General features: G+C 69.7%; 26 protein-coding genes. 10 read left to right on the top strand and 16 right to left on the bottom strand.

Translation table 11 applies throughout. The features are described 5' to 3' along the window. Positions 1 to 7: 7 nt before the first annotated feature. A complete protein-coding gene (locus AC07OH_RS02885; RefSeq protein WP_495299513.1) occupies positions 8 to 928 on the bottom strand; it encodes a DUF3014 domain-containing protein in 921 nt (306 codons plus the stop codon). Between the two features lie 143 nt (positions 929 to 1,071). Beyond that, positions 1,072 to 2,190 (bottom strand): DUF2855 family protein, encoded by a 1,119-nt coding sequence (locus tag AC07OH_RS02880; RefSeq protein ID WP_495299512.1) that lies wholly within the window; start codon positions 2,188 to 2,190, stop codon positions 1,072 to 1,074. Between the two features lie 50 nt (positions 2,191 to 2,240). Here AC07OH_RS02880 and AC07OH_RS02875 point away from each other — a divergent pair, with 50 nt between their 5' ends. Beyond that, positions 2,241 to 2,870, top strand: a complete 630-nt coding sequence (locus tag AC07OH_RS02875) for a TetR/AcrR family transcriptional regulator (RefSeq protein WP_495299511.1) — start codon at positions 2,241 to 2,243, stop codon at positions 2,868 to 2,870. Here the strand turns inward: AC07OH_RS02875 and AC07OH_RS02870 are convergent. From AC07OH_RS02870 to AC07OH_RS02850, 5 genes are all read right to left on the bottom strand, one after another. Continuing rightward, positions 2,845 to 3,522, bottom strand: a complete 678-nt coding sequence (locus tag AC07OH_RS02870) for an alpha/beta hydrolase (RefSeq protein ID WP_495299510.1) — start codon at positions 3,520 to 3,522, stop codon at positions 2,845 to 2,847. The two genes, AC07OH_RS02875 and AC07OH_RS02870, sit on opposite strands and share 26 nt — an antisense overlap. 42 nt (positions 3,523 to 3,564) lie before the next feature. Continuing rightward, on the bottom strand, positions 3,565 to 4,605 hold the full coding sequence (locus AC07OH_RS02865) for an NAD(P)H-dependent flavin oxidoreductase (RefSeq protein ID WP_495299509.1): 1,041 nt from the start codon (positions 4,603 to 4,605) through the stop codon (positions 3,565 to 3,567). 103 nt (positions 4,606 to 4,708) lie between these two features. Continuing rightward, entirely contained in the window at positions 4,709 to 5,206 is a 498-nt protein-coding gene (locus tag AC07OH_RS02860; RefSeq protein ID WP_495299508.1) for a hypothetical protein, read from the bottom strand. Positions 5,207 to 5,213: 7 nt separating this feature from the next. Next, positions 5,214 to 6,515 (bottom strand): UDP-N-acetylglucosamine 1-carboxyvinyltransferase, encoded by a 1,302-nt coding sequence (locus AC07OH_RS02855; RefSeq protein ID WP_495299507.1) that lies wholly within the window; start codon positions 6,513 to 6,515, stop codon positions 5,214 to 5,216. A gap of 154 nt (positions 6,516 to 6,669) precedes the next feature. Further along, positions 6,670 to 7,587: a protein NO VEIN domain-containing protein gene (locus AC07OH_RS02850; RefSeq protein WP_495299506.1), complete on the bottom strand. Its 918-nt coding sequence runs from the start codon at positions 7,585 to 7,587 to the stop codon at positions 6,670 to 6,672. Positions 7,588 to 7,698: 111 nt separating this feature from the next. On the opposite strand from AC07OH_RS02850, the gene AC07OH_RS02845 reads away from it, so the two are divergent. Continuing rightward, positions 7,699 to 8,418, top strand: a complete 720-nt coding sequence (locus AC07OH_RS02845) for a hypothetical protein (RefSeq protein WP_495299505.1) — start codon at positions 7,699 to 7,701, stop codon at positions 8,416 to 8,418. Positions 8,419 to 8,429: 11 nt separating this feature from the next. Here AC07OH_RS02845 and AC07OH_RS02840 read toward each other — a convergent pair whose 3' ends face one another. Then, positions 8,430 to 8,747, bottom strand: coding sequence for a hemagglutinin (locus AC07OH_RS02840; protein ID WP_447743386.1), 318 nt, complete (start codon positions 8,745 to 8,747; stop codon positions 8,430 to 8,432). Between the two features lie 109 nt (positions 8,748 to 8,856). Here AC07OH_RS02840 and AC07OH_RS02835 point away from each other — a divergent pair, with 109 nt between their 5' ends. Beyond that, on the top strand, positions 8,857 to 9,078 hold the full coding sequence (locus AC07OH_RS02835; protein WP_495299504.1) for a DUF7661 family protein: 222 nt from the start codon (positions 8,857 to 8,859) through the stop codon (positions 9,076 to 9,078). An 11-nt stretch (positions 9,079 to 9,089) separates the two neighbouring features. Here AC07OH_RS02835 and AC07OH_RS02830 read toward each other — a convergent pair whose 3' ends face one another. Continuing rightward, positions 9,090 to 9,359: a hypothetical protein gene (locus AC07OH_RS02830; RefSeq protein ID WP_495299503.1), complete on the bottom strand. Its 270-nt coding sequence runs from the start codon at positions 9,357 to 9,359 to the stop codon at positions 9,090 to 9,092. A gap of 107 nt (positions 9,360 to 9,466) precedes the next feature. On the opposite strand from AC07OH_RS02830, the gene AC07OH_RS02825 reads away from it, so the two are divergent. From AC07OH_RS02825 to AC07OH_RS02815, 3 genes are all read left to right on the top strand, one after another. Beyond that, positions 9,467 to 11,563, top strand: coding sequence for a S8 family serine peptidase (locus AC07OH_RS02825; protein ID WP_495299502.1), 2,097 nt, complete (start codon positions 9,467 to 9,469; stop codon positions 11,561 to 11,563). A gap of 89 nt (positions 11,564 to 11,652) precedes the next feature. Then, positions 11,653 to 11,904, top strand: coding sequence for a cell division protein FtsQ/DivIB (locus tag AC07OH_RS02820; RefSeq protein ID WP_070095020.1), 252 nt, complete (start codon positions 11,653 to 11,655; stop codon positions 11,902 to 11,904). Between the two features lie 100 nt (positions 11,905 to 12,004). Next, the gene (locus tag AC07OH_RS02815; RefSeq protein ID WP_495299501.1) at positions 12,005 to 13,609 is read left to right on the top strand and encodes a phospholipase D-like domain-containing protein; all 1,605 of its coding nucleotides are present in this window, start codon (positions 12,005 to 12,007) and stop codon (positions 13,607 to 13,609) included. Here AC07OH_RS02815 and AC07OH_RS02810 read toward each other — a convergent pair. Then, complete coding sequence (locus AC07OH_RS02810; protein WP_495299500.1) at positions 13,600 to 14,571, bottom strand: LysR family transcriptional regulator; 972 nt, start codon at positions 14,569 to 14,571, stop codon at positions 13,600 to 13,602. The genes AC07OH_RS02815 and AC07OH_RS02810 overlap by 10 nt on opposite strands. A gap of 128 nt (positions 14,572 to 14,699) precedes the next feature. Between AC07OH_RS02810 and AC07OH_RS02805 the strand changes: the two genes are divergently transcribed. Beyond that, entirely contained in the window at positions 14,700 to 15,920 is a 1,221-nt protein-coding gene (locus AC07OH_RS02805; protein WP_495299499.1) for a M20 aminoacylase family protein, read from the top strand. Between the two features lie 41 nt (positions 15,921 to 15,961). Further along, the gene (locus AC07OH_RS02800) at positions 15,962 to 16,954 is read left to right on the top strand and encodes a Bug family tripartite tricarboxylate transporter substrate binding protein (protein WP_495299498.1); all 993 of its coding nucleotides are present in this window, start codon (positions 15,962 to 15,964) and stop codon (positions 16,952 to 16,954) included. Positions 16,955 to 16,970: 16 nt separating this feature from the next. Here AC07OH_RS02800 and AC07OH_RS02795 read toward each other — a convergent pair whose 3' ends face one another. Next, positions 16,971 to 17,171 (bottom strand): hypothetical protein, encoded by a 201-nt coding sequence (locus AC07OH_RS02795; RefSeq protein WP_495299497.1) that lies wholly within the window; start codon positions 17,169 to 17,171, stop codon positions 16,971 to 16,973. A 157-nt stretch (positions 17,172 to 17,328) separates the two neighbouring features. Here AC07OH_RS02795 and AC07OH_RS02790 point away from each other — a divergent pair, with 157 nt between their 5' ends. Further along, entirely contained in the window at positions 17,329 to 17,619 is a 291-nt protein-coding gene (locus tag AC07OH_RS02790) for a hypothetical protein (RefSeq protein WP_495299496.1), read from the top strand. A gap of 114 nt (positions 17,620 to 17,733) precedes the next feature. Then, a complete protein-coding gene (locus AC07OH_RS02785; protein ID WP_495299495.1) occupies positions 17,734 to 18,621 on the top strand; it encodes an amidohydrolase family protein in 888 nt (295 codons plus the stop codon). 21 nt (positions 18,622 to 18,642) lie between these two features. Here AC07OH_RS02785 and AC07OH_RS02780 read toward each other — a convergent pair whose 3' ends face one another. The 5 genes from AC07OH_RS02780 to AC07OH_RS02760 all read right to left on the bottom strand — a co-directional run bounded on the left by AC07OH_RS02780 (position 18,643) and on the right by AC07OH_RS02760 (position 24,701). Next, entirely contained in the window at positions 18,643 to 19,401 is a 759-nt protein-coding gene (locus tag AC07OH_RS02780) for a tRNA-uridine aminocarboxypropyltransferase (RefSeq protein WP_495299494.1), read from the bottom strand. 73 nt (positions 19,402 to 19,474) lie between these two features. Further along, positions 19,475 to 20,836 carry an NHL repeat-containing protein gene (locus AC07OH_RS02775; RefSeq protein WP_495299493.1) on the bottom strand — a complete coding sequence of 454 codons (1,362 nt, stop codon included), beginning with the start codon at positions 20,834 to 20,836 and terminating at the stop codon, positions 19,475 to 19,477. A 240-nt stretch (positions 20,837 to 21,076) separates the two neighbouring features. Then, entirely contained in the window at positions 21,077 to 22,300 is a 1,224-nt protein-coding gene (locus AC07OH_RS02770) for a DUF1501 domain-containing protein (protein WP_495299492.1), read from the bottom strand. Positions 22,301 to 22,314: 14 nt separating this feature from the next. Further along, positions 22,315 to 23,898 carry a DUF1800 domain-containing protein gene (locus AC07OH_RS02765; protein ID WP_495299491.1) on the bottom strand — a complete coding sequence of 528 codons (1,584 nt, stop codon included), beginning with the start codon at positions 23,896 to 23,898 and terminating at the stop codon, positions 22,315 to 22,317. 128 nt (positions 23,899 to 24,026) lie between these two features. Further along, positions 24,027 to 24,701, bottom strand: a complete 675-nt coding sequence (locus tag AC07OH_RS02760; RefSeq protein WP_495299490.1) for a DsbA family oxidoreductase — start codon at positions 24,699 to 24,701, stop codon at positions 24,027 to 24,029. Positions 24,702 to 24,723: the final 22 nt, after the last annotated feature.

The raw sequence follows: 24,723 nt of genomic DNA, 5'->3' as shown, positions 1-24,723 counted from the left end.
TCGCCTGTTACGGCGCCTTCTTGCCGGCCTGCTTCGCCACCTCGCCGGTCGCGATCTGCGCGCGCAGCCCGCGCAGGCTGGCCTTCATCTTGCGCTCGTTCTCCGGCCCCATGCGCACCAGGATCTTCTGCCCGGCCGAGAGCGATTCGAGCTTCGGATCGGCGTACTCGTAGCGCACCCACGGCCGCTGCGAGGGAATGTCGCCCTTCACCTCGACCAGCTTCACCTGCACCGGCCCCGTGGGCTCGGGCGCCTGCAGCAGGTGGTCGATCACGGCAATGAAGCGGTCGTTGAAATAGCGGCCCGGATAGCCCAGCTCTTCATATGCCTGCTGGAACAGCGGGTACAGCCGCGCATACACCGCCGCCGCCTTGGCCGGATCGACAGCCCCGGCCAGCATCACGATGCCGTTGTAGCGCGCCGCGTTGTTCGCCGCGATGGTCTGCACGCCGCCCTGCTGCGGCCCCTCGGTGATGAAGCGCTGCGGCGCGGGCTGCACGGGCCACTTGCTGGCGGGCGCCTGCTCGCGCGGCAGGTTGTCGACGGTGGCGACGAAGCGCCGCACGACGCCGTCGGACTGCAGGTAGGCCGCGACGGCCTTGCCGCCCAGCAGCTCGGTGAGCGCCTTCATCACGCGCGCATCGGAACTGGCCAGCGCGGGCAGCGCGGCATCGGGCGGGGCCAGCGCCTCGACCGGGTTCTGCGGGCCCTTCGGCTCTTCGGCCTTGGGCGGCTCGGGGGGCGCGTCGGTCGGTGCGACGGCCACGGGCGCGGTCGGCAGCGGCGCCAGTTGCTGCTGCTGGTACCAGCGCCAGCCGAAATAAGCCGCCACCAGCACGACCAGCGCCAGGCCGACGATGGTGCCCATCGGCGCTTCCTTGCGGGGTCGGAATTCAGGGGTGTCGCGGGAGGAGTCGGCGTCGGACATGGGCGGTTTCCTTTTTGCGGGATGGCAGTGGGGAGACGAAAGGCAATGGTGCACCAGGATGGCCTGCACGGCCCGCACGATCGCCACGTTCTCGTAACCCCCTGTGACGCCCCACCCGCATCGAAGTTCAGTCGATCAGCCTCTCATTCGCCGCCGATGCGCACCACATGCGCCTCGCGCGGATCGACGCGGCCCGCGTGCAGGTCGGCAATCACGGCCTGCGCATGCGCGAAGCCGCGGCCCTGCGCCAGCGTCATCCAGCGGTTGCCCGGGCGGCTCAGCTCGGCGATGAAGCGGCCCTGCGCGTCGTTGAAGCGGCGGTTGACCTCCTGCGGGCCCCAGTCGGCATTGCGCTTGCGGATCTGCACGGGCGCGAAGTAGAGCTTGGGCGTGGGGCCGGGCAGCGCGCTGGTGTCGCCCAGGAACTCGGTCTTCTGCGCCGAACCCGCGTAGCAGTCGTACACCAGCGATTCGCCGAAGTGGTGGTGCACGGTGGCGCGCAGGTCGTCGTGGCCCGCGAAGTCGATGTACAGCGTGGGCACGTCGGCCGCCAGCGTGTCGATCTCACTGTAGGCCACCGTGCGGTCGTAGCAGCCCAGCGCCTCGACGAAAGCGCGGTTGCCTTCGGAGGTGGCGGCGATCAGCTGCAGGCCTTCGCGGCGGCCAAGGCAGAAGGAGGTGCCGAACGCCGTCTTGCTCGAGGCGCTCGACACCACGACCTGCGTCGCGCCGAAGAAGCCGTTGTCTTCGAGGAAGTCGGCCAGCATGAACGAGGTGATGAACAGCGGACGCACCAGCATCTGGTAGTCCTCCAGCGCGGCGACGTAGCCCGCGTCGTGGCTGCAGCGCATGTACTGGTTGTAGGCCGACACCAGTTCGCTGCGGTGCGCCGCGCCGTCGTAGAAGCCGCGCGGCGTCACGCGCACCGGCTGCATGCGCAGGTGGCTCGCAATGGGAAAGTAGCCGTAGAAACGCTCGCCCACCGCCACGCCTTCGACATTCGACGCCACCACGTCGGCAAAGCCCCAGGCCGGCATGTGGCCCCAGTCGGCGTCGCCGGTGGGAAAGAACTGCCAGTACTTCATCACCGCATCGCCGAAGGCCGCGTAGGTGATGTTGTTGGTGGTGAGCGAGAAGCGCTCGATCTGCATCAGCACCTCGCCCGGCTGCAGGCTGCCGGCGTCTTCCGAAGTGACGATGCGGGTGGTCCCGAGTGCGTTCTTGCGCGTTTCGAGGCGGGTTAAAGTGAATGCGTTGTTCATTCGCAAACTGTAGGACGGCCCGCTTCGCCGCGGGTTCGGAAACCCGGTCCATGCCCGCCGCACCCCGCTCCAAGCCCCGCTCCAAGCCCCTGAAACGCCCCACGCAGGCGCGCAGCAAGTTCACCGTGCAGGCCATCTACGACGCCTTTGTTCGGATTTGGCGCGCGCAGGGCTGGGAGGGCGTGACCACGCGCGCCGTGGCGCTCGAAACCGGCATCGCCGTCGGCACCTTCTACGACTACTTTCCCGACAAGGAAGCCCTGCTCTCGGGCTATGTGCGCCACTGCGTCGAGGCGCTGCTGGCACGGCTCGACGCGGACGTGATCGCGCCACCGGACATCGACTGGCGCGAACGCACGCTGCGCCTCGTGCGCCTCACCTGCGACACGCGCATCGACGGCTTGCCCGCCTTCGACCACGAGATGCTGATGCTCGAACACCGCGTGGCCGAGCCCAAGCACCACCGGCGCGTGTACGACGAGCTGCTTGCACGCTGGACGCAGGCCTTCGCCGCCTGCCGCGACCTGCAGCCGCCACCCTCGCCCGCCACCGTGCAGGCACTGCTGACCGCCGCCTGGGGCGGGCGCCGCTACCGGCTGCTGGTGCAGCCCGACACCATCGACGACGCGTGGGTCGCCGAGATGGAAGCGATGGTCACGGCGCGGCTGTCGGCGCGCTGAGCGCCTGCAGCCACGCCAGCGTGCCCTGCAGCTCGGCCGGACGGATCTCGTGCGCGCCCGGGAAGTCCGAGCCCGACAGCGCCAGCGGCAGGCCGCGTGCCAGCTCGCGCGTGGCCTGCGCGGCGCTCGGCGGAATCACGTTGTCGGCGCTGCCGTGGCTCACCCACAGCGCCTTGCCCGCGAAGGCCTCGGGCGGCGCGATGTGCGGCACCACCTCGGGCAGCAGCCGGCTGTGCCACACCAGCGCGGCGCGCAGCTTCTCGGGCTGCGTGAGCAGCAGCGACAGCGACATGATCCCGCCCTGGCTGAAGCCGCCGACCACCACGCGCTCGGGCGGAATGCCCAGCTGCTGCGACGCCGACGTGACCATCTCGCCGACGAGGAAGCGGCTTTCGCGCTCCTGCTCCTCGTCGATGCGGCGCCCGCCGTCGGCCAGCACCTGGAACTCGAACCACGCGTAGGAACCGGGCGACAGCACATACGGCGCGCGCAGGCTCAGCACGTGGAACTGCGGCGGCATCATGCGCGCCAGCCCGAACAGGTCCTGCTCGTTGCTGCCCACGCCGTGCATCAGCACGAGCAGCCAGGGTTCAGGGCCACCCGAGGGTGCGGGATGGTGCAGGAACTGCAGGGGCAGATGGAGCGATGTCATGGGTCGGAAGGGTCTCGAAAAAAGAAGGGCGAACGGCGCGGCTCAGCGAAAGCCCTTGGCCAGCGCCCGCGTGACCTCGGCCGAGGACACCTCGCGGCAGCCGGTGGCGTTCTGCCCCGACCACAGCGGAGAAAAATCGCCGCTGCCCTGCGCCTCGGCCTTGGCGCGCAGTGGCGCGATGCCCGAAGTGGCGAGCGGAAATTCCGGCGCCGGGCCGATGGCGCCCAGCTCGCGCATCACGCGGTTGACGATGCCGCGCGCCGGCCGGCCGGTGAACAGGTTGGTGAGCGCCGTGTGGCGCGCGGCCTCGCTCTTCAGCGCCGCGCGGTGCAGCGCGCTGGTCGAGGCCTCGGGCGTCAGCAGGTAGGCCGTGCCCACCTGCACGCCGGCCGCGCCCAACGCCATGGCCGCAGCCACTCCGTCGGCATCCGCGATGCCGCCGGCCGCGATCACCGGCACCTTCAGCGCGTGCACCAGCTGCGGCAGCAACGCGAAGGTGCCGAGCTGCTTCGTCAGGTCGTGCGACAGGAAGTGGCCGCGGTGCCCGCCGGCCTCGAGCCCCTGTGCGATGACCGCGTCGACGCCCTTTGCTTCGAGCCACAGCGCCTCCTCCACCGTGGTGGCCGAAGCCAGCACCTTCGCGCCCCAGCCGCGCACCTTGGCCAGCAGCGGCTCGGGCGGCAGACCGAAATGGAAGCTCACCACCGGCGGCTTGAACTCGGCCAGCAGGTCGGCCACCTCGGCGCTGAAGGGGTTGCGCCCGGGGCCGTTCGGAATGGCGGCCGGGTCGATGCCGAACTCGGCGTAGTACGGCGCGAGCGCGCCGCGCCAGGCGGCCTCGCGCTCGGCGCTCGGCACCGGCGGCGTGTGGCAGAAGAAGTTGACGTTGTAGGGCTTGTCGGTACCCGCACGGATCGCCGCGAGTTCGCTGCGCATCGCATCAGGCGAGAGCATCGCGCCTGGCAGCGACCCCAGGCCGCCTTCGTTGCACACCGCGATCGCCATCGCACTGCCCTGCGCGCCGGCCATCGGCGCCTGGATCAAGGGAAGTTCGGTGCCGAGGATCTGTTGCCACGTCGTCATTCGGGGTGCGCTCCTGTGTCCGTGTGTCGAATGACGGCATTCTCCGGCGAAGCCGGTGGGCGCTGTGGCTGCGGGGTCATCGCGGGCGCAGCCGCCCGCCGGCTCAGCGTGCCTTGCCGAAGTCCTTCAGCTTGAAATCGGTGTCGTCCTGGTAGCCGTACAGGCGACACACCGCGCGGAAGTCTTCCACCGGGAAACCGGTCCAGGTGTAGTTGCGGGCACGGCGACCCGTCTGGCGGTTCTGCACATCGAAGGACAGCGAGGCCTTCGGCTCCGGCAGGTTGATCGTCTTGTGCAGGCTGGGCACGAACTTGAACGCCTGCATGCCGAAGCGCTTGGAGGCACCGAGCGCCGTGCGCACGACGATGGCCTCGGGCGTGAACTCGTAGCGCGACACGAACAGGTAGTCGCGCCGCACGGCGACGATGACGACCAGCCCCAGCAGCAGCGTCACCGCATAGAACAGCGGCGTGTTGATCGTGCGGTCGACCAGGAAGCGGTAGGCGTAGTTGAACACCAGCGAAGTCAGGCCGACCATCAGCACCAGCTGCCCGAGCTGCATCAGCAGCCACTTGGCCTTGTTCGAGACGGAAACGATCACGGCCGTTTCACTCCTCGCTGGTCCACTCCACCTGCACGCCCAGGCTGCGCAGGTTTTCCACGAAGCGCGGATGGGCGCGCCGGATCGGCGTGGCGTTGCGGATCTCGGACTTGCCTTCGATGCTCGCGGCCACCATGAACAGCGCGATCGCCACGCGGATGATGTAGGGGCTCTCGACCACCGCCGGCGTGAGCGCGTGGCCGCCGAAGGTGATGAGCCGGTGCGGGTCGGACGAGAACACGTGCGCGCCAAACTTGGACAGCTCGCCGGTCCAGCCCAGCGCACCGTCGTACACCTTGTTCCAGAACATCGCGTTGCCCTGCGCGCGCACGCCCAGCGCGATGAAGATCGGCAGCAGGTCGACCGGGAAGTACGGCCACGGCGCGGCCTCCACCTTGGTGAGCACGTTGCTCGTGAACGGCGTCTGCACCTTCAGCGGACCGCTGCGGATGGCGCGCGACCAGCCGCCGGCATGCTCGATCTGCACGCCGAACTTGGCAAAGGTGCGGTCGATGAGCGGAAAGTTGCCCGGCGCGCTGTTGCGCACCACGACGTCGCCGCCGGTGATCGCGCCCAGCGCCAGGAAGGTGGTGATCTCGTGGAAGTCTTCGTCGAAGCGGAACTCGCCGCCGCCCAGCCTGGCGCCGCCATGCACCGTGAGCCGCGACGTGCCCATGCCCTCGATGCGCACGCCGATCATGGCCATGAAGCGGCAGAACTCCTGCACGTGCGGCTCCGAGGCCGCATTGGTGAGCGTCGAGACACCGTCCGCGGCGGCCGCGCACAGCACGAAGTTCTCGGTGGTCGTCACCGAGGCGTAGTCGAGCCAGTGGTCGGTGGGCGTCAGGCGCACGGGGCTGTACACCAGCAGCGAACCCTCGGTGCGCTCCACCTGGCCGCCGAAGCGCTGGAACACCTCGACGTGCGGATCGATCTCGCGCACGCCCAGCGTGCAGCCCTTGACGTTGTCTTCCAGCCGCGCCACGCCGAAGCGCGCCAAAAGCGGCGGCACCAGCATGATCGACGAGCGCATCTCCTCGGGCAGGCGGTGGCGGGCCGCATCGAAGGTGGTGCCGCGGTGGTTCAGCTCGAGCGTGCCGCTCTCGTGGTCCATGCGGACCTCGCTGCCGAGCGTGCGGAAGATGTCGAGGATCTTGCGCACATCGGTGATGTCGGGCACCCCGTGCAGCCGCAGCGGCTCGCAGGTGAGCAAGGTGGCGCAGAGCACCGGGAGCACGGCGTTCTTGTTGGCGGAGGGAACGATGCGGCCGCGAAGGGGCGTACCGCCGTGCACGATGAGGTTGGACATGAAGGGGCGAACAGAAGGGGCGAAGGCACGAACTGTTCGCGCCGGACGGCGGAACTTTACCGTTGGAAACGACGGGTTTCCGGGGGCTCAGTTGTAAGAATTTGGAAACGCCGCGGCGCGCCGGTGCGGCCGCGGCGTTTGCCTGGGAGGCCGGTCAGGCCTTGCGCTGGAAGCCCGGCGCCTGGTCCACTTCGGTCGGCTTGTAGATCTTGTGCGCTGCCGTCGCGCTGCCCGCGTCGGCCACCACCAGCAGGCGCCACAGCGGCTCGCGCACGGCGCACAGGCTTTCCTCGGGCGTGAGCGCGAAGGTCGGCAGCGCCGGGGCGGTGCCCTTCACGACCACCTTGAGCAGCATCGCGCCCTTGGCGTTCGACACCTCGATGTCGTAGCCCAGCGCCTTGCTCGTCACGTCTTCCGCGTTGTAGCCGTAGCCCTTGAAATGGCCCATGACATAGGCCATGGCGGCGGCCTGGACGGCATCCGTCGTGGTCGGGCCGGCCGGGGCCGCATCGGCGTCGTCATCCGCCGCGACGCCGCCACGGGCCTTGGCGGCCGTGATGTCGGCCTCGGTCGGCGCCCAGCCGCGCGCACCGCGCACCAGCACCGCGAGTTGTTGTTCGGGTTCCCAGCTCGCGACGTGCCATTCGGCGTCGTCGCGCACGCGGGTCGATACCTTGGCGCTCTTGTTGCTCTCGAGCTCGGCGATGGCGACGCGGTTGGTCTGCAGCACGGCGCGGAAGCCCTGGCCGGCGTCGAAGGTACGCTTGAGCAGGGCCAGGCGGTCCTTGGCGCGCTGCGCCTGCTGGGCGCTGCGCACGCCGCCGCCGCGGCGGCGCTGGGCGTCGAGCGATTCCAAGTAGAACCAGCGGCCACCGGCCGCCACGCTCACGTACTCGCCCCAGATGGTGGCGATGACGTTGTCGCCGGTGGCGAGCCAGGCGTGCTCGAACGGCTTGTCGCGTGCGTCGAACACCCCCATCTTGGCGACGATTTCGACCGGCGTGAGGCGCGGTCCGGAGAGCCGCATCTCATCGATGGCGGCGAGCACGGAGGGGTCGACTTCCTTGTCCATTCAGCGGAATTCTGGCGAGTTGGGAGGGGGTGGGAGTATGCCGCATCGGCCGTCGCTCCCCGGTGCCCGGCGCCGCGCCGCGTGTACCCTCCGTGCCTTGAAAGCCCCCGCATGCACGACCTGCTGACCTCCTATTTCTGGCACGGCGACACGCTGCGCAGCCGCAGCGTGAGCGGCATCGTGCACGCGGCCCTGCTCGACGTGCCCGAGCCCCCGGCGCGCCTCGTGGCCGACTGGCAGCGGGAGATCGCCACGAACGTGCCGCTCGAACCCGGCGATGTCGAGCCCATGCCGCTGGCCCGCGCACGCACGCGCTGGCCCGACTACGCGCAGTGCGTGCAGGCGATGTCCGGCTGGCTCGGCACTCTCGGCCTGCCCGCGTCGCTGCTGCCCGCCAGCGACGTCGCCCTGATGGCCTGCCGCGGCGCGCGCTACCACCACGACGGCGCGCAGTACGGCGGCGCGGCGTTCTGCAATCTGTTCCTCAGCGAAGACAAGGGCCTGGACGTGCATTTCCCCGTCACGGGCCATCGCATTCCGCTCACCCGGGGCACGGCCCTGCTGTTCGACACGGGCCAGCCCCACGCGGTCGTGCCGCGCGGCAGCGACCACGGCTTCGATGCAGCCGACTTCCCGTCTTCGCTCGATCGCACGCAGCTGTTCCTGACCTGGGAGCTGTCGATCGAAGACGCGCAGGTGGCACGCCTGCTCGGCGTCGGCTTCGATGTCGATCCGCTCACCGCGTCGCGGCTCGATGAAGAGCAGGTCCGGGTGAACGGCGAACCGGCCGAGGTCTGCACGAGCTCCGGGCGTTGGCGCAGCGGCCTGTAGCGAACGAACGATCAATCGCCCTGGCGGTAGTGAGTCCCCGGCCGCGCCGCCGAATCGATGATGTCCCGCCACGACTTGCCCGCGCTTCGCAGTTGCTCGATCGACGGGCCCAGCGTGTTGCCGTAGCGGCTGTGCGACCTGGCTTCGAGGGCCTGCAGCTCGTGCGAGGGCGTCAGCGCGCGGTAGTGCAGCTTCAGATCGTCCCGCTGCGCGAAGATCCAGCGCGCCACCTGTTCTTCACTCACACCATCGGCCAGCATCCGCGCAGCGGCAGGCCCCAGCTCGGCCACGGCCGCTTCGTAGGTCTTGCGTACGTTGAGGTCTGCCATGCGGACTCTGGAGTGGATGTGACGGGCGATTCGGCCCATTGTGCATACGACGAGGGCGCTACAGTGGCTGTCCCCTCATCTCTTTTCGTGCATGCCCGGAGCCCCCACGATGCGCCATCTCTTCAATGTGTTCGGCCGCACCCTGCGCGTCGAAATGACCGATGCCCGCTGGCGCAGCCACTGGGTCGGCGCCGACGGAAAACTGGGCCTCGCCCAGCTCGCGATTCCTCCGGACGTGGCGCCGGCCGACCTCGCGCAGTACCTCTACGACATCTACCACGAGAACGCGACGCCGACGAACGGCGATGTCTTCGAGATCGTCGCGAAGTGAGCCCGGCGTTGCTATCGCTGCGCGGCCTTCGATGACGTGCGCAACATCAGCCAGGCCACGCCGCCGAACGCCAGCACGAACACCAACAGCGGCCCCACCTCCCGGGCCCTGAAGCCCTCACTCACGAGGTTGCCAAGCAAGGTCCACGGCACCAGCGGAAACGCGAGCAGCACCACCACCGCAGGCACATGCGCGTGCAGCGGAAAAAGAGCCAGCGCAACAGCCGTCGACAGCAGGCTCGCCACCAGGTACGCGAACAGAAGCTTGAACACCACTTTCATGCGGCGATTCTGACCGCCTCCTTGCCCAAGCCGGGGTGACAGATGACACGGCAATCTGCTACACCTCGCGGTACTCGTCCGTCCCCCTGCGCAAGGAGATCCGACCGATGGCCCCAGCCAAGAAGCGCGTCGCCGCGAAGAAGCAATCGCCCGCTGATACGAAAGTCCCCAGGATGCCGCACGGGGTGCTGACGCCGGCGCTGTCGTCGGGCAGCGTGCGGCTGCACGTGAGCGGGCAGATCAAGCTGCTCAACAGCTGGGTCGATCTCCCGCCCGAGATGGCCGCGGCAATGGTGGCGCAGTCGGCCCACGCCGATGCGCCCGCCGCGGGCCACCTGCCGGGCGAGGCGTCCCCCGCCCTCACCGCCGCGCTCGCCGGCACGGCCGACGCGCTGTGCACGCGGCTCTCGCCGGTGTCGACCTTCGGGCTCGCACAACTGCAACGCCTGCCGATGGACGTCGAGACCTCGATGGACCCGCGCCTGCAGCTGGCGGTGATGAACCGCCGCGCGGGCAAGCAGAGCATGCCCATCTCGTCCGCCGACGGCGACTCGGTGCCGGTGGTGGCGCGTGTCACCAGCCATGCCGAGTGGGCCGACATTCCCGACGTCGATGCGGGCTCCGACATCGGCACCGCCGACGATGGCACGGTGCTCGTCACGGGCCGCATTCCGCTGGGCAAGGCAGAAGTCATTCGCCAGCATCCGGCCGTGCTCAGCATGAAGGCCTCGCAGCCCGTACTGCCGGCCTTGAACAACACCATCGCGTCGATGGGCGTGCAGGCCGACAACCCCGCGCTCGCCGGCACGGCGGGCGGCGCCGGCGTGGTGATCGGCGTGGTCGATTCGGGCGGCGACTTCGCGCACCAGAACTTCCTGAAGGCCAACGGCAAGACGCGCCTCCTGGCCCTGTGGCAGCAGGGCGCGCCGGCCAAGGCGAACAGCCCCTACGGCTACGGCCGGCTCTTCGAGGCAGCGGACATCGACAAGGCGCTGAAGAAGGCCGACCCGTACAAGGCGCTGGGCTACGACCCCGGCGCGGGCATGCCGGGCAGCCCGGGTTCGCACGGCACGCATGTGATGGACATCGCCGGCGGCAACGGCCGGGGGTCGCTGCAACCCGGCGTGGCGCCCAAGGCCGACCTGATCTTCGTCGAGATGTCGGCCCGCGACATCGCCTGGACCGGGCACAACGCCGTGTTCAGCTCCTTCGGCGATTCGGTGCAGATGCTCGAAGCGGTGAAGTTCATCTTCGACCGCGCGGGCGACAGGCCCTGCGTCGTCAACCTGAGCCTGGGCACCAACGGCGGCCCGCACGACGGCACCTCGCTGGTCGAGCAGGGCTTCGACGCGCTCGTGTCGCAAAAGCCCAACCGCGCGATCGTGCTGGCGGCCGGCAATTCGCAGGAAGACAACACGCACACGGCGGGCACGGTGCCTGGCAACGGGCACCTCGACGTGTCGTGGACCCTGGTCAATGGCAAGGGCGGCGAGTTCGAGCTCTGGTACGGCGGCAGCCAGCGCCTGCGCGCCGAACTGCTCGGCCCCGACGGCGAGGTGCTGGCCAGCGTGGCGCCGGGCGAGAACTTTCCGCTCGGTGCAGGCAACGGCGAGATCGCCGCGTTCCTCAGCAGCCGCATCACCGACCCGAACAACAAGGACAACGTGATCGGCATCTGGCTCGCGCCCAACTGGCCCGACGGCGAGTTCAAGGTGCGACTGCACGCCCTGGCCGCCGACGACGTGCCGTTCCATGCGTGGCTCGAGCGACTGGACAGCGGCCAGTCGTACTTCGGCCAGCCGGTGAAGTCGCACCTGCTGGGCTCGCTGTCGACGGGCAAGCTGTCGATCGTGGTCGGCGCCTACGACGCCCGCAAGACGGGCGAGCCCGCCGCCAGCTTCTCGAGCGCGGGCCCGACGCGCGACGGCCGGCCCAAGCCCGAGGTCAGTGCACCCGGCGTGCAGGTGAAGGCCGCGCAGTCGCGCACGAAGGACGGCATGGTGAAGAAGTCGGGCACCAGCATGGCGGCGCCGGCGGTGACGGGGCTGGTCGCGCTGATGCTGGCCAAGGCCCACAAAGCGGGAAAGAAGCTGACCATCGCCGACATCCGCGCCAGGCTGAAGGCAGGCGTCAAGCCCGGCGCGGGGCCGGCCGGCTGGGACCCGCAGCGCGGCGATGGCCGGGCCAGCAGCGGCGCGATCTGACGATCCGGCCATGACCCCCACGCCCGGTGCGGTTGTGCCGAACCCGAGCGGGGGGTGTAATCTGTGTTCCCGCCCCCATCTGCCCTCTCATGCCCATCGATTTGCGCTCGCTCAAGAAGCTCGACTTTTCGGCCGCCCCCGCGCCGGTGTCGGGCGAGCGCGTCGTCGTGCTGGTCAAGCTGTGCGAGGGCGCCGAGCGCCCGGACTACATCGCCGCGCGTGCCGACATCTCGCCGGGCCTGTTCTCGGCCGAGATTCCGCTCGACAAGCTCCAGCAGCTCGAGGCCGACCCGGCCGTCGAGTCGGTCGAGCTGTCGCGCCGGCTGCCCAACATCTCCTGACTCCCCTGACAAGCGACCCACCCGGGTCGCTGCCTTCGCGCATGCCATGCCGGCAGGTGCCCGCACACGCGTGCCCCACCACCCAGCCCAAGGAGCTTCCATGAAAGTGCTCGACGATGCCGCGCGCGCGGCGGTCCGGTCGGTGATCGCCACCCACCAGGCGCAGCTGGCCGCCCTGCCCGGCTACGTGGCGGCGGAGCCGGGCTTTCCGCTGGTCGACGGCCGCTTCCTGCGCGAGCCCGCCGTGATCGTGCTGGTCGACCGCAAGCGGCCCTTGTCGGAAGTGCCCGTGGCCGAACGCGCGCCGCGGCAACTCGGCCCCTACCGCGTCTGCGTGATGCAGGCCGACCCCGCGCGGCAGCTGGCCGCCAGCGCGGACTTCGAGGACACGGTGAACGCGCTCGCCGAAGCGGCCGTCGACCTCGTCTACAAGCCGCCTGCAGGCCAGCCCATCGACAAGGTCTACAACGTGAAGCAGCCCTTCCTGTGCCACGTCGGCCCCGACGCGGGGTGGCCGGTGCTGCGGCCTTTTCTCGAGGGCACGACGCGGTCGCTCTCGGTGGCGATGTACGACTTCAACGCCGACCACATCGCCCAAGTCTTCATCGACCTCGTGCGCGACGGCGGCATCGCGGCGGCGCTGAGCTGGGACGACGGCATGACGCAAGAAGAGCAGGTCATCCGCAAGAAGCTGCGCAAGCTGCAGCAGGAGGCCGACTTCAGGGCCTGGCTCGTGCAGTGCGGCAAGGGCCGCCGCTTCGCCAGCGCGTACCACGAGAAAGTGGCGGTGCGCGACCACAAGGCCTTCTGGCTCTCCAGCGGCAACTGGAGCAAGCGCAGCCAGCCCGACATCGACCCCGTGGCCACGCCCGCGCAGGCCAAGGGCATGTTCAGCAAGGGCAACCGCGAGTGGCACGTGATCTGCAGCGACGCCGTGCTCTCGAAGGTGTTCGAGAAGTACATCCTGCACGACCTCAAGGCCTCCGAGAAGGAAGAAGCCGACGGCGCGGCCGACGCGGCGCTGGACATGGCGCCCAAGCTCACGCTGCCCGACGTGTTCGTTCCACTCGACCACCTGCTGGAACAGGCCGTGGCCTTCGCGGGGCCCGTCGTGCCGGTCGAACCCGCGCGGCTGCCGGCGGTGAAGACCACGGTGAAAGTCCAGCCCGTGCTCACGCCGGACAACTACCTGCCGCACATCAATGCGCTCATCGACAGCGCGCAGACCTCGCTGTACCTGCAGTTCGCCTACATGACCTGGAGCGATGCCGACAAGGACGCGGACTTTCGCGCGCTGCTGCGCAAGCTCGCACAGCGCAGCACCGAGCCGGACCTCGACCTGCGCATCATCCTGGGCAGCACCAGCGCGGCCGACAACATCCGCAAGCTGGTCGAGGCGGGCTGCAACCAGGACGTCTTCCGCGTCCAGGGCAGCATCCACAACAAGGGCATCGTCGTGGACGGCCGGGCGGTGCTGGTGAGCAGCACCAACTGGTCGGGCGACGGCGTGCTCCGCAACCGCGACGCCGGGCTGATCATCCACAACGAGGATGTGGCGCAGTACTACCAGCAGGTCTTTCTCGACGACTGGGACTCGCGCGCCAAAAGCCGCGTGGACGACGACCCGCCGGTGACGCTGGCCTCAGCCGGCGCGCCCACGCCGCCGGGCATGGTGCGCATGTCGTGGAGCGACTATCACGGGTGAGGCGCCGCCTCGATGAAATCCACCGAGTGCAGCACCCGCCGCAGCTCCGGATCGTCCGAGGCCTGCCACGCCGGCAGCTGCGCCAGGAAGTGCGCGATGAAGCGCGCCGCCGCGTGCGACGGCGCCTCCTGCGCGCGGCGCACGATGCCCACGACGTTGCTGTGGAAACGCTCGCGCAGCTGCAGGGTCACGAGCGCATGGCGCAGGCTCTCGGTTTCCACCAGCGGCCAGGGGCAGAAGGTGAGCATGTCGGTCTTGCGCACGAGGCCCAGCATCATCGACGGCGAATGGGCCAGCTGGATGCGCTGCACGGGCGCGGCCAGGCCGTGCTGGCGGAACAGGTTGTCCAGAAAGCTCGCGCCCTCGCCCGGCGTGAAGTTGAGCACCCAGTCGTCCTGCAGCAGCTCGGCCATCGACTGCGCGCCGGCCCGCGGATGGCCGCGGCGCGCCACCACCGTCATGTCGTAGCGGAACAGCGGCTGCGCCTGCAGCCCCTGCATCGCCTCGTCGGGGCCGATGCGGCCGATCAGCAGGTCCAGGCTGCCTTCGCGCAGCCGCGGGTAACTGAGCGCGGAGAGGCCGTCGAACATCTCGAGCTGCACGTGCGGCAGGTCTTCGCGAAACAGCGACACCACGCGCGGCAGCAGGGTCTGCGTGATCCAGGGCGTGATGGCCACGGTCAGGCGCTGCTGCGCGCCGGTGTCGCGGTGGCGTGAGAGCGTGTCTTCGGCCTGGCGCAGCTGGGCCAGCACGCGCTGCGCATGTTCGAGCAGCTCCAGCCCGGCCGGCGTGAAGGCGATGCCGCCGCCGTGGCGCGTGAACAGCGCCACCTGCGCATGCGCCTCGAGTTCGCGCAGGCCCTGCGTGACCGTGGCCTGGGTGACGCCCAGCGCCCGCGCGGCGGCGCGGATGCTGCCCTCGGAGGCGACGGCGGCGAGATAGCGGAGCTGGTGCAGCTTCATGGCGGCCCATTATCCGCAGCCGTCCGCAGCGACAGGCTGCGCCCGCCCCCGCATGGCGGCGCCTGTCTGCCCCAGCGGGCAGCGAATTCCTAGACTCGCCGCAAGACAGCAAGGAGACAGATTCCCCCATGACGACCTACACCGTCGACAACGCCGCCGCCCTCGAGAGCGTGCTGCCCGCCGTGCGCGAGGTCGCGCCCGAGATGGTCGGCCTGCGCCACCGGATCCACGCCCACCCCGAGCTGGCCTACGAAGAGCACGTCACCAGCGAGCTGGTGGCCACGCGCCTGGCCGAGTGGGGCTACGAAGTGCACCGCGGCCTGGCCGGCACCGGCGTGGTCGCCACGCTGACATGCGGCACGGGCACGCGGCGCCTGGGCCTGCGCGCCGACATGGACGCGCTGCCGATCCAGGAAGCGACCGGCCTGCCCTACGCCAGCCAGGTGCCCGGCAAGATGCACGCCTGCGGCCACGACGGCCACACCAGCATCCTGCTGGCCGCCGCGCGCGTCATCGCGCAGGAGCGCGGCTTCGACGGCACGCTGCACCTGATCTTCCAGCCGGCCGAGGAAGGCCTGGGCGGCGGGCGCCGCATGGTGGAAGAAGGCCTTTTCGAGCGCTTTCCCTGCGACGCCATCTTCGCGCTGCACAACATGCCGGGTTTTCCGGCGGGCAAGTTCGGCTTCAAGGAAGGCTCGTTCATGGCCTCGTCCGACTCGGTCACGATCACGGTGACGGGGCGCGGCGGGCACGGCTCGGCGCCGCACCTGTCGGCCGACCCGGTGGTGGCGGCGGCGCACATCGTCGTGGCGCTGCAGACCATCGTGTCGCGCAACGTCGACCCGCGCGAGATGGCGGTGGTGTCAGTGGGCGCGATCCACGGCGGCGACGCGCCCAACGTGATTGCCGACAGCGTGCAGATGCGCCTCACGGTGCGCGCCTACCGCCCCGAGATCCGCGCCATGCTGCGCGAGCGCATCACCGAACTGGCGCAGGCGCAGGCCATCACGCTCGGCGTGAAGGCCGAGGTGGACTACCACTGGCGCTACCCCGCGCTGGTCAACGACGAAGAATCCACGCGCTTCGCACGGCAGGTCGCGCGCGACTGGCTGGGCGACGACGGCCTGCTGCCGCCGCTGGCGCCGCTCACGGGCAGCGAAGACTTCTCCTTCATGCTCGAGCGCTGCCCCGGCAGCTACCTGATCGTGGGCAACGGCGAAGGCGAGCACCACCGCACCGGCGGCTGCATGGTCCACAACCCCGGCTACGACTTCAACGACGCGATCCTGCCGATCGCGGCCAGCTACTGGGTGCAGCTGGTACGCCGCTTCCTCGCCGCGCAGGCCTGAGCGGGCCTTTTCCTTTCCCACTCTTTCGTACTGGAACCGCGATGACCCGTCTTGCTTCTTCCGTTTCACGCCGCGTGGCTTTGAGTGCACTCGGCGCCGCCGCCTTCTGTGCCACCGCCCCCGCGTTCGCGCAGGGTACCTACCCCGCCAAGCCCATCAAGCTGCTGGTCGGTTACGCGCCGGGCGGTTCGGTCGACATGGCCGCGCGCGTGGCGGCGGACATCCTGTCGGCCAAGCTCGGCGCGACGGTGGTGGTCGAGAACGTGACCGGCGCCGCGGGCGTGGTCGCGGCGCAGCGCGCGGTGAGCAGCCCGGCCGACGGCTACACGCTGCTGGCCGGCTCCAGCAACGAGATGGCGGCCACGGTGCTCGTGAACCCCGGACAGCGCTACGACCCGGTGAAAGACCTGACCCCGGTCAGCCTGCTCGCCGTCGCGCCCGTGCTGCTGGTGGCGAGTCCGAAGGTGGGCGTGAAGAACCTCGATGAGTTCATTGCCCTGGCCAGGCGCAACCCCGGCAAGTACAGCTACGGCAGCTCGGGCGTGGGCTCGACGCTGCACTTCGTGGGCGAGCAGATCAAGCAGCGCGCGGGCCTGTTCCTCACGCACATTCCCTACCGCGGCACCGCCCCGCTCACGAGCGACCTGGTCGGCGGCACGCTCGACTTCGCGATCGTGTCGCCCACCGCCGCGGCGCCCTTCCTGCAGGGCGGGCGGATCGTGCCGCTGGGCGTGTCGTCGGCCAAGCGCTTTCCCGGCCTGCCGCAGGTGCCGGCGCTCGGCGAGCATCCGCAGCTGAAGGGCTATGAGCTGAGCGGCTGGTTCGCGCTCGCGGGCCCGAAGGACCTGCCCGCGCCCATCGTGCAGAGCCTGCGCGCGGCGCTGCAGGCCGGCCTGGCCGACCCGGCGATCCGCCGGCGGCTGGAAGAAGGCGGTTCCATTCCCGCCACAGGCAAGGAAGACCTCGGGCAGATCATGCGCGAGGACACGGCGAAGTACGCGACGCTGGTGAAGTTCGCGAACATGCGCGACTGAGGCTCGCCGGCCCGTTTCAGAGCGGGGCGTCGCCGCCCTGGCGCTCCTCCACCCACCACTTCGCCTGCGCGGCATTCATCGCGCGCGCGTTGACAATCATTTCCTCGATCTGCGCACGCGTGGCCGGTGAATCGACCATCCAGGCGGTCTGCACGGCCTGCGCGGGCCCGCCTTCGGCGAGCCGGTACTCCAGACAAAAACGAACCTCATTGCTCATCGGTGATCGAACCCTCTCTCTTCGCCACCGATTCTGTCTGACTCAAGTGAAACAGAACGCTTCTTCGATGCGCCGCAGCCACAGGAAGCGATGGCATTTGGAGGCCATTCGTTCACAATGATTGCACCGTTGTCGCAGCGGAAAGGAGTGTGAAATCATGTTCGACTTCTTGTTTCGGCCCACCCACACGGCCTATTTGAAACGTGCCTCGGCACTGCTCGAAGAGGCCCAGATGGCACGCATCGAACACCAGGCGGCGGCAGAGCATCACAGCGCCCTCGCCCGCATGTACGCAGAACGTGCCCGCCGGCTCGAGAACGAGCTGTACCGGCAACCGCGCGCCGCGGAGCACGGCACCGACGCGGTGGCGGTCGCGGTGGAAGACCGCCCGCAGCTGTACTCGCTGGATGGCAGCCGCAAGGCGACGACGCATCCGGCCGGCAGCTGACGCCGGCCCGCGCGATCGCCTCGAGGTCGCGCCCGGCGACAAGGGCGCGGCTGTGCCGATGCGGTGATCCGGGGTGATGTAATCCGGCTCCCCGGCCCTCACCGCGAGAACCCCATGCGCTTCATTGCCTGCATCGCCGCCTGCGCGGCCCTGGCCCTCTCCCAAGCCCACGGGCAAACCGCCGCGCCCTACGACGGTCCGCTGTTCGACACCCACCTGCACTACAACCAGGAAGCCTGGGACGGCACCGCCGGCCCCTTCCCGCCCACCGAGGCGCTCGCGCGCATGCAGCGCAACCAGGTGAAGGCCATCATCGCGAACTCGCGGCCCAACGCCGGCACGCAGACCCTGGCCGCCGCGCGCGAGACCCGCGCCGCCGGCGTCACCGTGGTGCCCTTCGTGCGCCTGTACCGCAACCGCGACGACTACAACAACTGGTTCCGCGACGAGAGCATCCACGAGATGGTGCTGGCCGAACTGGCGCGCGGCACCGCCAGCGGCCCCTACCGCGGGCTCGGCGAATTCCACCTGTACGAGAGCGCCAACGCCAACGGCCCGGTGGCCAAGAAACTGATCGCGCTGGCCGAAGAGAAAAATCTCGCCGTGCTCGCGCACGTGGACGACGTGGCCGTCGACCTGCTGATGGCGAACGCACCGTCGAAGGGCCGCGCGCTGCGCCTCATCTGGGCCCACACCGGCATCGGCGGCACGCCGGTCGAGCGCGTGCAGGCGATGCTGGAGCGCTACCCGCTGCTGATGGGCGAACTCTCGTACCGCCCCGGCCTGACCTGCGAGGACGGACGCCTGTGCCCCGAGTGGCGCGCGCTGATCCTCAAGCACCCCGATCGCTTCATGATCGGCTCCGACACCTGGGTCAACCAGCGCTGGAGCGCCTACGACGAGATCATGCGCGGCTACCGCACCTGGCTGGGCGACCTGCCGCCCGCCGTGGCGCAGCGCGTCGCCTGGGGCAACGCGGCGGCGCTGTTCGACCTGCGCTGAGGCCCACCCGCACAGACCGTCTCAGGCGACCTGATCGCGCCGCGCGGCCACCTCGCGCAGCCGCTGGTGCGCGGCGCCGTCCCACGCCACCGGCTGCTGGTTCTTCGCGCACAGGTAGTGGTGCGTGAACACGCCCAGGTAAGCGTCCAGCGTCTGCTGCGCGGCCTGCTCGCCCGCCAGGTCCATGCACATCGCCGCCACCTCGCTGGTGCAGAAGTGGTCGCCCCGGCCGGAGTTGCGCAGCTTGTACTGCGTGATCTGCTCGGGCTGCAGGCTCAGCACCGGCAGCGAGTCGAGGTAGGGGCTGCGGCGAAACATCTTGCGCGCCTCGCCCCAGGTGGCGTCGAACAGGATGAAGAGCGGACGTTTCGCGGTGCCTACATCGGCCGGGTCAGCCGACGAAGGAACGACGCTCAGCACCACGCGCTCGGGCGCCGCGTACTGCCCCGGGAACACCACATACGGTTGCCATTGCGGGTCGTCCAGCAGCGCCAGCAGCGCGGGATCGGTCTCGGTGCGGGCCCAGCCGAAGGCGAAGGTGTCGGCCACCACGTCGGCCACCAGCCACCCCGTGTTGGTGGGCTTGAGCGGCTCGATGTCGGCCATGAGCAGGCACACCCCCGCGCGCGTGGCCACCGGAGGGCGCACGGCGCACATGCAATGGCTGGGCACCAGGCGGCAGCCCACACAGCGCTCGCGCTTGAAACCGCCACGGGCAAGAAAAGGCTTGGCGCTGCGCGCCAGGCGCGCGGCGCGAAGGAGGGAGACGGCGTGAGGCATGCCCCGATTCTCGGTGGCGTTGCCGTCGCATGACGGCCCCTGCCCTCACCGACACTGACGCGATGCCTCGGGATCAGGGCGTGCGAACCGGCGTGACCTTGCGGATCAGGTTGTTGAAGGTGTCGGCCACGTACAGATTGCCAGCGGCATCCACCGTCACCCCATAAGGCTGCTTGAACGTGGCTGCCGTGCCGATGCCGTTCTGCGCGCCCAGCACACCAGGCTGGCCGGCGATCGTGGAGACCACGCCCGCCGGCGTGATCTTGCGCAGCAGGCTGTTGCCCGTGTCGGCCACGTAGATGATGCCGTCGCTGTCCACCGCCAAGCCGCCTGGCCTGCTGAACGATGCCAAGCCGCCAGCTCCATCGGTCGCGCCGACCTGGCCCGAACCGGCCAGCGTCGTGACCACGCCACCGGGCGTGATCTTGCGGATCCGGTTGTTGCCGGTGTCGGCAACGTAAATGTTGCCGGCCGCGTCAGTCGCTATGCCGTAGGCCTGCCCGAAAGATGCCGCAGTCCCCGTGCCATCGGCGAAGCCTGCAGTGCCTGAGCCGGCCAGCGTGGTGACGTCGCGGGCAGGTGTGATCTTGCGGACAACGGCGCCAATGAATTCGAGCACGTAGATATTTCCGTCGGCGTCCGTGGCCACCGATGAAGGGGTATTGAACGTGGCAGAGGTGCCGTGGCCATTGAGCGACCCGTTGGTGCCGCTGCCCGCGAACGTGCTCACGTCGGCCGTCGGCGTGATCTTGCGGATGCGGTTGCCGCCGAATTCCGCGGCATAGGCATTGCCCGCCGCATCCAGCGCAAGACCAGACAGGCCTGAGAACGAGGCGGCCGTGCCATTGCCGTCTTGCGACGTACCACCGCTGCCGCCGCCCGCAAATGTCGTGACATCGCCAGCGGGCGAGATCTTTCGCACCAGGTTCGTTGCCGTATCCGACACGAGCAGGCTGCCGCTCTTGTCGACGACCACGCTGTACGGGAGATAGAACGACGCCGCGCTGCCGTTGCCATTGACCGAGCCGATCGTGCCGGAGCCGGCGAACGTGGACACCTGCGCCTGCACCGTCGAGCACGCGACCGCCACGTCACCGACGTCGGCTGCCGCCTTGCCGCTGCCCTTGCTGACGGTGCAGAACTGCCACAGAGGCTGGGTGCGTACGCTGACCTCGTAGGCCGCACCTTCGACGAGCGCGGCGGTGAAGGTGAACTTGCCATCGGCCGTGAGCTTCAGGTCGTCGCCCGCATTGTTCTGGAGCACCAAGCTGCCGGTGAGGCCAGTGACGGTGCCACCGACCGTGTGGGTCACGACCACGGGAGGCGCCGGCTCGGGCTGCGGCTGTGCCGGCGCGACGATCGGCAGGAACCCCGCCCCACCGCCGCCTCCCCCACCACCGCCACAGGCCGCCAGCAGCACGATCACACCGGCCATGGCGCTGCAGCGCCCGTAAGAACTCACTCGCTTGGAAAGCATCCGACGCCTCTTTGGAGAAACCCGCTCTCCGGCTGGAGCGCCTAATTGTTTCTGAATGTCTATTTTTGTAATTGCCGTGCGCCGGGACCATCCCCGAAAACAAGTAAATGCGGCGACGCTTGTCCGTGCGGCCGCGCGGTAGCGGGGACGAACGACGCGTCCGGAAAAGATCGGGAATGAGGGTTGCCCTCGGGGCCGTCAGACCAGCCGCAGGTCCTTCGTCGTCGCACCGCCGAACACCCGCGCCACCTGCGCAGGCGACAGCCCGTACATCCGCTGGAACAACCCGCCCAGCACCGCCCGGTACTCGTTGAGCACCGCGTGGTCGCGGTTCTGGAACAGCGTGGCCTGCGTCAGCGGCTGCTGCTCGCCCACGACGCGCCCGCCCGCCTGCGCGGCCAGGCCGCCGCCGAGCACCCAGTACACGGTGCCGTGTCCGTGGTCGGTGCCGCGGTTGCCGTTCTCGCGGAAGGTGCGGCCGAACTCGCTGACGACGACCACCACGGTCTGGCGCCAGGCCGGCTCGCCCATCTCCTGCGCGAAGCCGGCCACGCCGCGGCCCAGTTCTTCGAAACGGTTGGCCAGGTAGCCCTTGGCCGCGCCCTGCCCCACATGCGTGTCCCAGCCGCCGACGTCGACAAAACCGATGTCGAAGCGCTCGCGCATCAACAGCGCCATGCGGCGCGCGACCTGCTCGAAGCCCCTGGGGCTCATGGCGTTGCGGCTGGCGGCGTCCATCTCGGCCTGCATGGCGCGCACCACCTCGTCGCGCACCTGGAAGCCCTCGGCCACGGGCTGCGCGAGCGCGGTGTTGCGGTACATCGACGCAATGATCTGGCTCTGCCGCGCATCGAGGGCCTGCCGCGCCACGCCCGCGAGCGCCATGTTGGCGGCCTTGGCGTCGTCGCCGCGCAGCAAGATGGGCAGCTGGTCGGTGAAGGCGATGGGCGACACGTCGGCCAGCGGCCCGGCGCCGAGCACACCGGCCAGCCGGTTGAGAAAGCCCGAGCGGTAGTCGCGCCGCGCGTTGTCGGGTGCCACGCCGAGCTCGATGGCGTCCTGGGTCTCGAAGTGGCTGCGCGTGAGGTCGTCGGTGCCGGCGAAGGCGATGAAGGCCGCCTGCTTGCGCTGGTACAGCGGCAGCACGCTCTGCGCGAGCGCGGGGTGCAGGCCCCAGTCGCCGCCCTCGAGCGGCAACGCGCCGTCGGGCGTGCCGGGCCGGGGGATGGCGATGTTGGGCCGCGAGGCGTAATAGAAGTCGCTGTTCGCGGTGGGCACCAGCAGGCTGGTGCTGTCGTAGGCGCCGCGCAGGAACACGACGAGCAGCTTGGTGCCCTCGGCCGCGGGCGCGGCGACCACGCGCGCGGCGGCGCCGGCCAGCGGCGTGGCGGCGATGAGTTGCAGCAGGTGTCGACGTTGCATGGCGGTCCCTCTTTTCAACGCCGCATCAGCTCGGGCGATGCGAGCAGGAAGGTGTTCCACTCCGGCGGGTTCTTCGCCTGCGCGAGCGCCTGCTGCGTGTCGGCGCTCAGGCCGGGCTGCAGCGCATGCACGGCGCGTGACTCGGCCAGCGGCGGAAACGGCGGCTTCTCGAGCGGAGCCTTGTCGTCGGTGCGGAACAGCACGGCGCCGCCCGTGCCGATGGCGCGCGCAATCTCGAAGCGGGTGTTCATCTGCCCCGCGCTGGCCCAGGCGGCCTCGTTGAGCGGGTAGCCGTCGGGCGTCTCGTGGGCGTACAGGGTCTCGCCCATGCGGTTGATCCAGCCGATCATCGGCGTGGTGTTGAGCACCACGCGCTCGTCATAGGCCAGCCGCACGCCCGCTACCACGTAGTGCACGGGGTCGCGGAACTTGCGGCCCAGCGAGGCCGCGAACTCGCGCGATTCGAACAGCGTCTGCAAGGTGGCGGCGATGTCGCCGTCGCTGCGCGTGAAGGTGGCGGCCATGCGCTCAACCAGCACGGGCGACGGTTCATCGGCCACGAAGTACACGGCGAGCTTGCGCGAGATGAAGCGCGCGGTGGCCGGCGCGCGCGCCAGGCGATCGAGCGCCTCGTCGGTCTCGGCCAGGCCGCGCGCCTGGATGGGCTGGCCCAGGAAGGTCTTCGGGCCGTAGTCGTGCCGGTTCGGGTGGAACTCGAACAGGCCCTGGCGCACGTAGTCCGCGCGCACGGCCGGGCGCACCGCGGGCGGCGCCGCGTCGGGCGGCTGCACGCTGACGCCCACGCCGGTCAGCACGCGCGCCAGCTCCTGCACGTCGGCCTGCGTGTAGCCGCCGCCCACGCCCAGCGTGTGCAGTTCCATGAGCTCGCGTGCGTAGTTCTCGTTGATGCGGTTGGCGGCGTTCTGCGCGTTGTCGAGGTAGCGCAGCATGGCCGGATGCCGCGCGGTGGCGCCCAGCAGGTCGCGGAACTTGCCGAGCGCGTGCGGGCGGATGGCGTTCTCTTCGTAGTCGCCGACCATCGCGCGCACCAGGTCCTTGCGGATGCTGACGCTGAAGTGGTTCATCCAGAACCAGGTCATCTGCTCCTGCAGCTGGTTGGGCGAGTACAGCGCGCGCAGCAGGAAGCGCTGCTGCGCCTCGCGCGCGAGGGTGTTGAGTTCCTGCTGGTAGGCCGTGCGTGCGGCCTTCTTCGCTTCTTCGTCGGGCAAGGCGTCGGCGGCCTTGCGCCGGGCATCGAGCGCGAAGACGAGCTGGTCGAGCGGCGTGCGCGAAATGGCCATGGCGTCGATCTGTGCCTGCGCTGCCGCGGGCAGCGGGCGCGGCGCGGGGCGCAGCTGGCGGCCCATCCAGCGCGGCAGGCCGTCGCGCGCCAGCTCGGCCTGGCTGCCGGCGTTGGCGCCCCAGCTCACACGATCGAGCCAGCGCAATTGCGCGGCGGGCGTGTCGGCGGCATGGCCCAGCGCCGTGAGCGGCGGGCCCTCGGGGCGCAGCAGGCCGGTGGAACAGGCGGTGAGCGCCAGCACGGCGGCCAGCGTCACGGCGATCGCGCGCGAGCGGGGCAGCTTCGAAGACGGCATGCGGGCGATCATGAACCGATCAACCGCTTCGCGATGTAGGCGGTTGACCGACCTCGGCCCGCGCTCAGGTAAAGCTGAAAGTCAGCTTCGTTTCAGGACGAAACGGCAGGGCCGCAGCCCCGGGGCCGTCAGGCCGTGGCGGTACGGCTGGGCTGTGCGCCCGCGATCTGCCGCAGCGCGCGCTCGAACACCTCGACCGGCTGGCCGCCGGAGATCAGGTGCTGGTCGTTGATGATGATCGCGGGCACCGAGTGGATGCCGGCGTCGGTGTACAGGCGCTCGCGTTCGCGGGTTTCCTGCGCGAACTCGTCGCCGGCCAGAATCTCGCGGGCCCGCGCCGCGTCGAGCCCCGCCTCGGTCGCCGCACGCACCAGCACCTCGATGTCCGAAGGGTTCTGGCTGTCGGTGAAGTAGGCCTTCAGCAGCAGCTTCTTGAGCGCCACCTGCTTGGCCGGGTCTTCCAGCTCGGCCCAGTGCAGCAGGCGGTGGGCGTTGAAGGTGTTGTACACGCGGGGCCGGCCCCCGGCGCTGAACTCGAAGCCGACGGCCGCGCCGCGCTGGCGGATCGCCTCGCGGGCCTGGGCCTGCTGCTCGAGCGAGGAGCCGTACTTCTGGTTCAGGTGCTCGAAGGTGTCCTGGCCTTCGGGCGGCATCTGCGGGTTCAGCTCGAAGGGCTGGAAGTGCAGCTCGGCCGAGACCTCCGGCGCCACCCGTTTCAGGGCGGCTTCGAGTGCGCCAAGGCCCACGGCGCACCAGGGGCAGGAGACATCGGAAACGAAATCGATCTTGAGATGGGCGGTCATGGCGCCATTCTTCATGGCGCCA

The organism is Variovorax sp. GW821-FHT10C12 (assembly GCF_059415405.1).
Note: the sequence above shows the minus strand (reverse complement) of the source record. Positions and strands in the feature narration are given on the sequence as shown.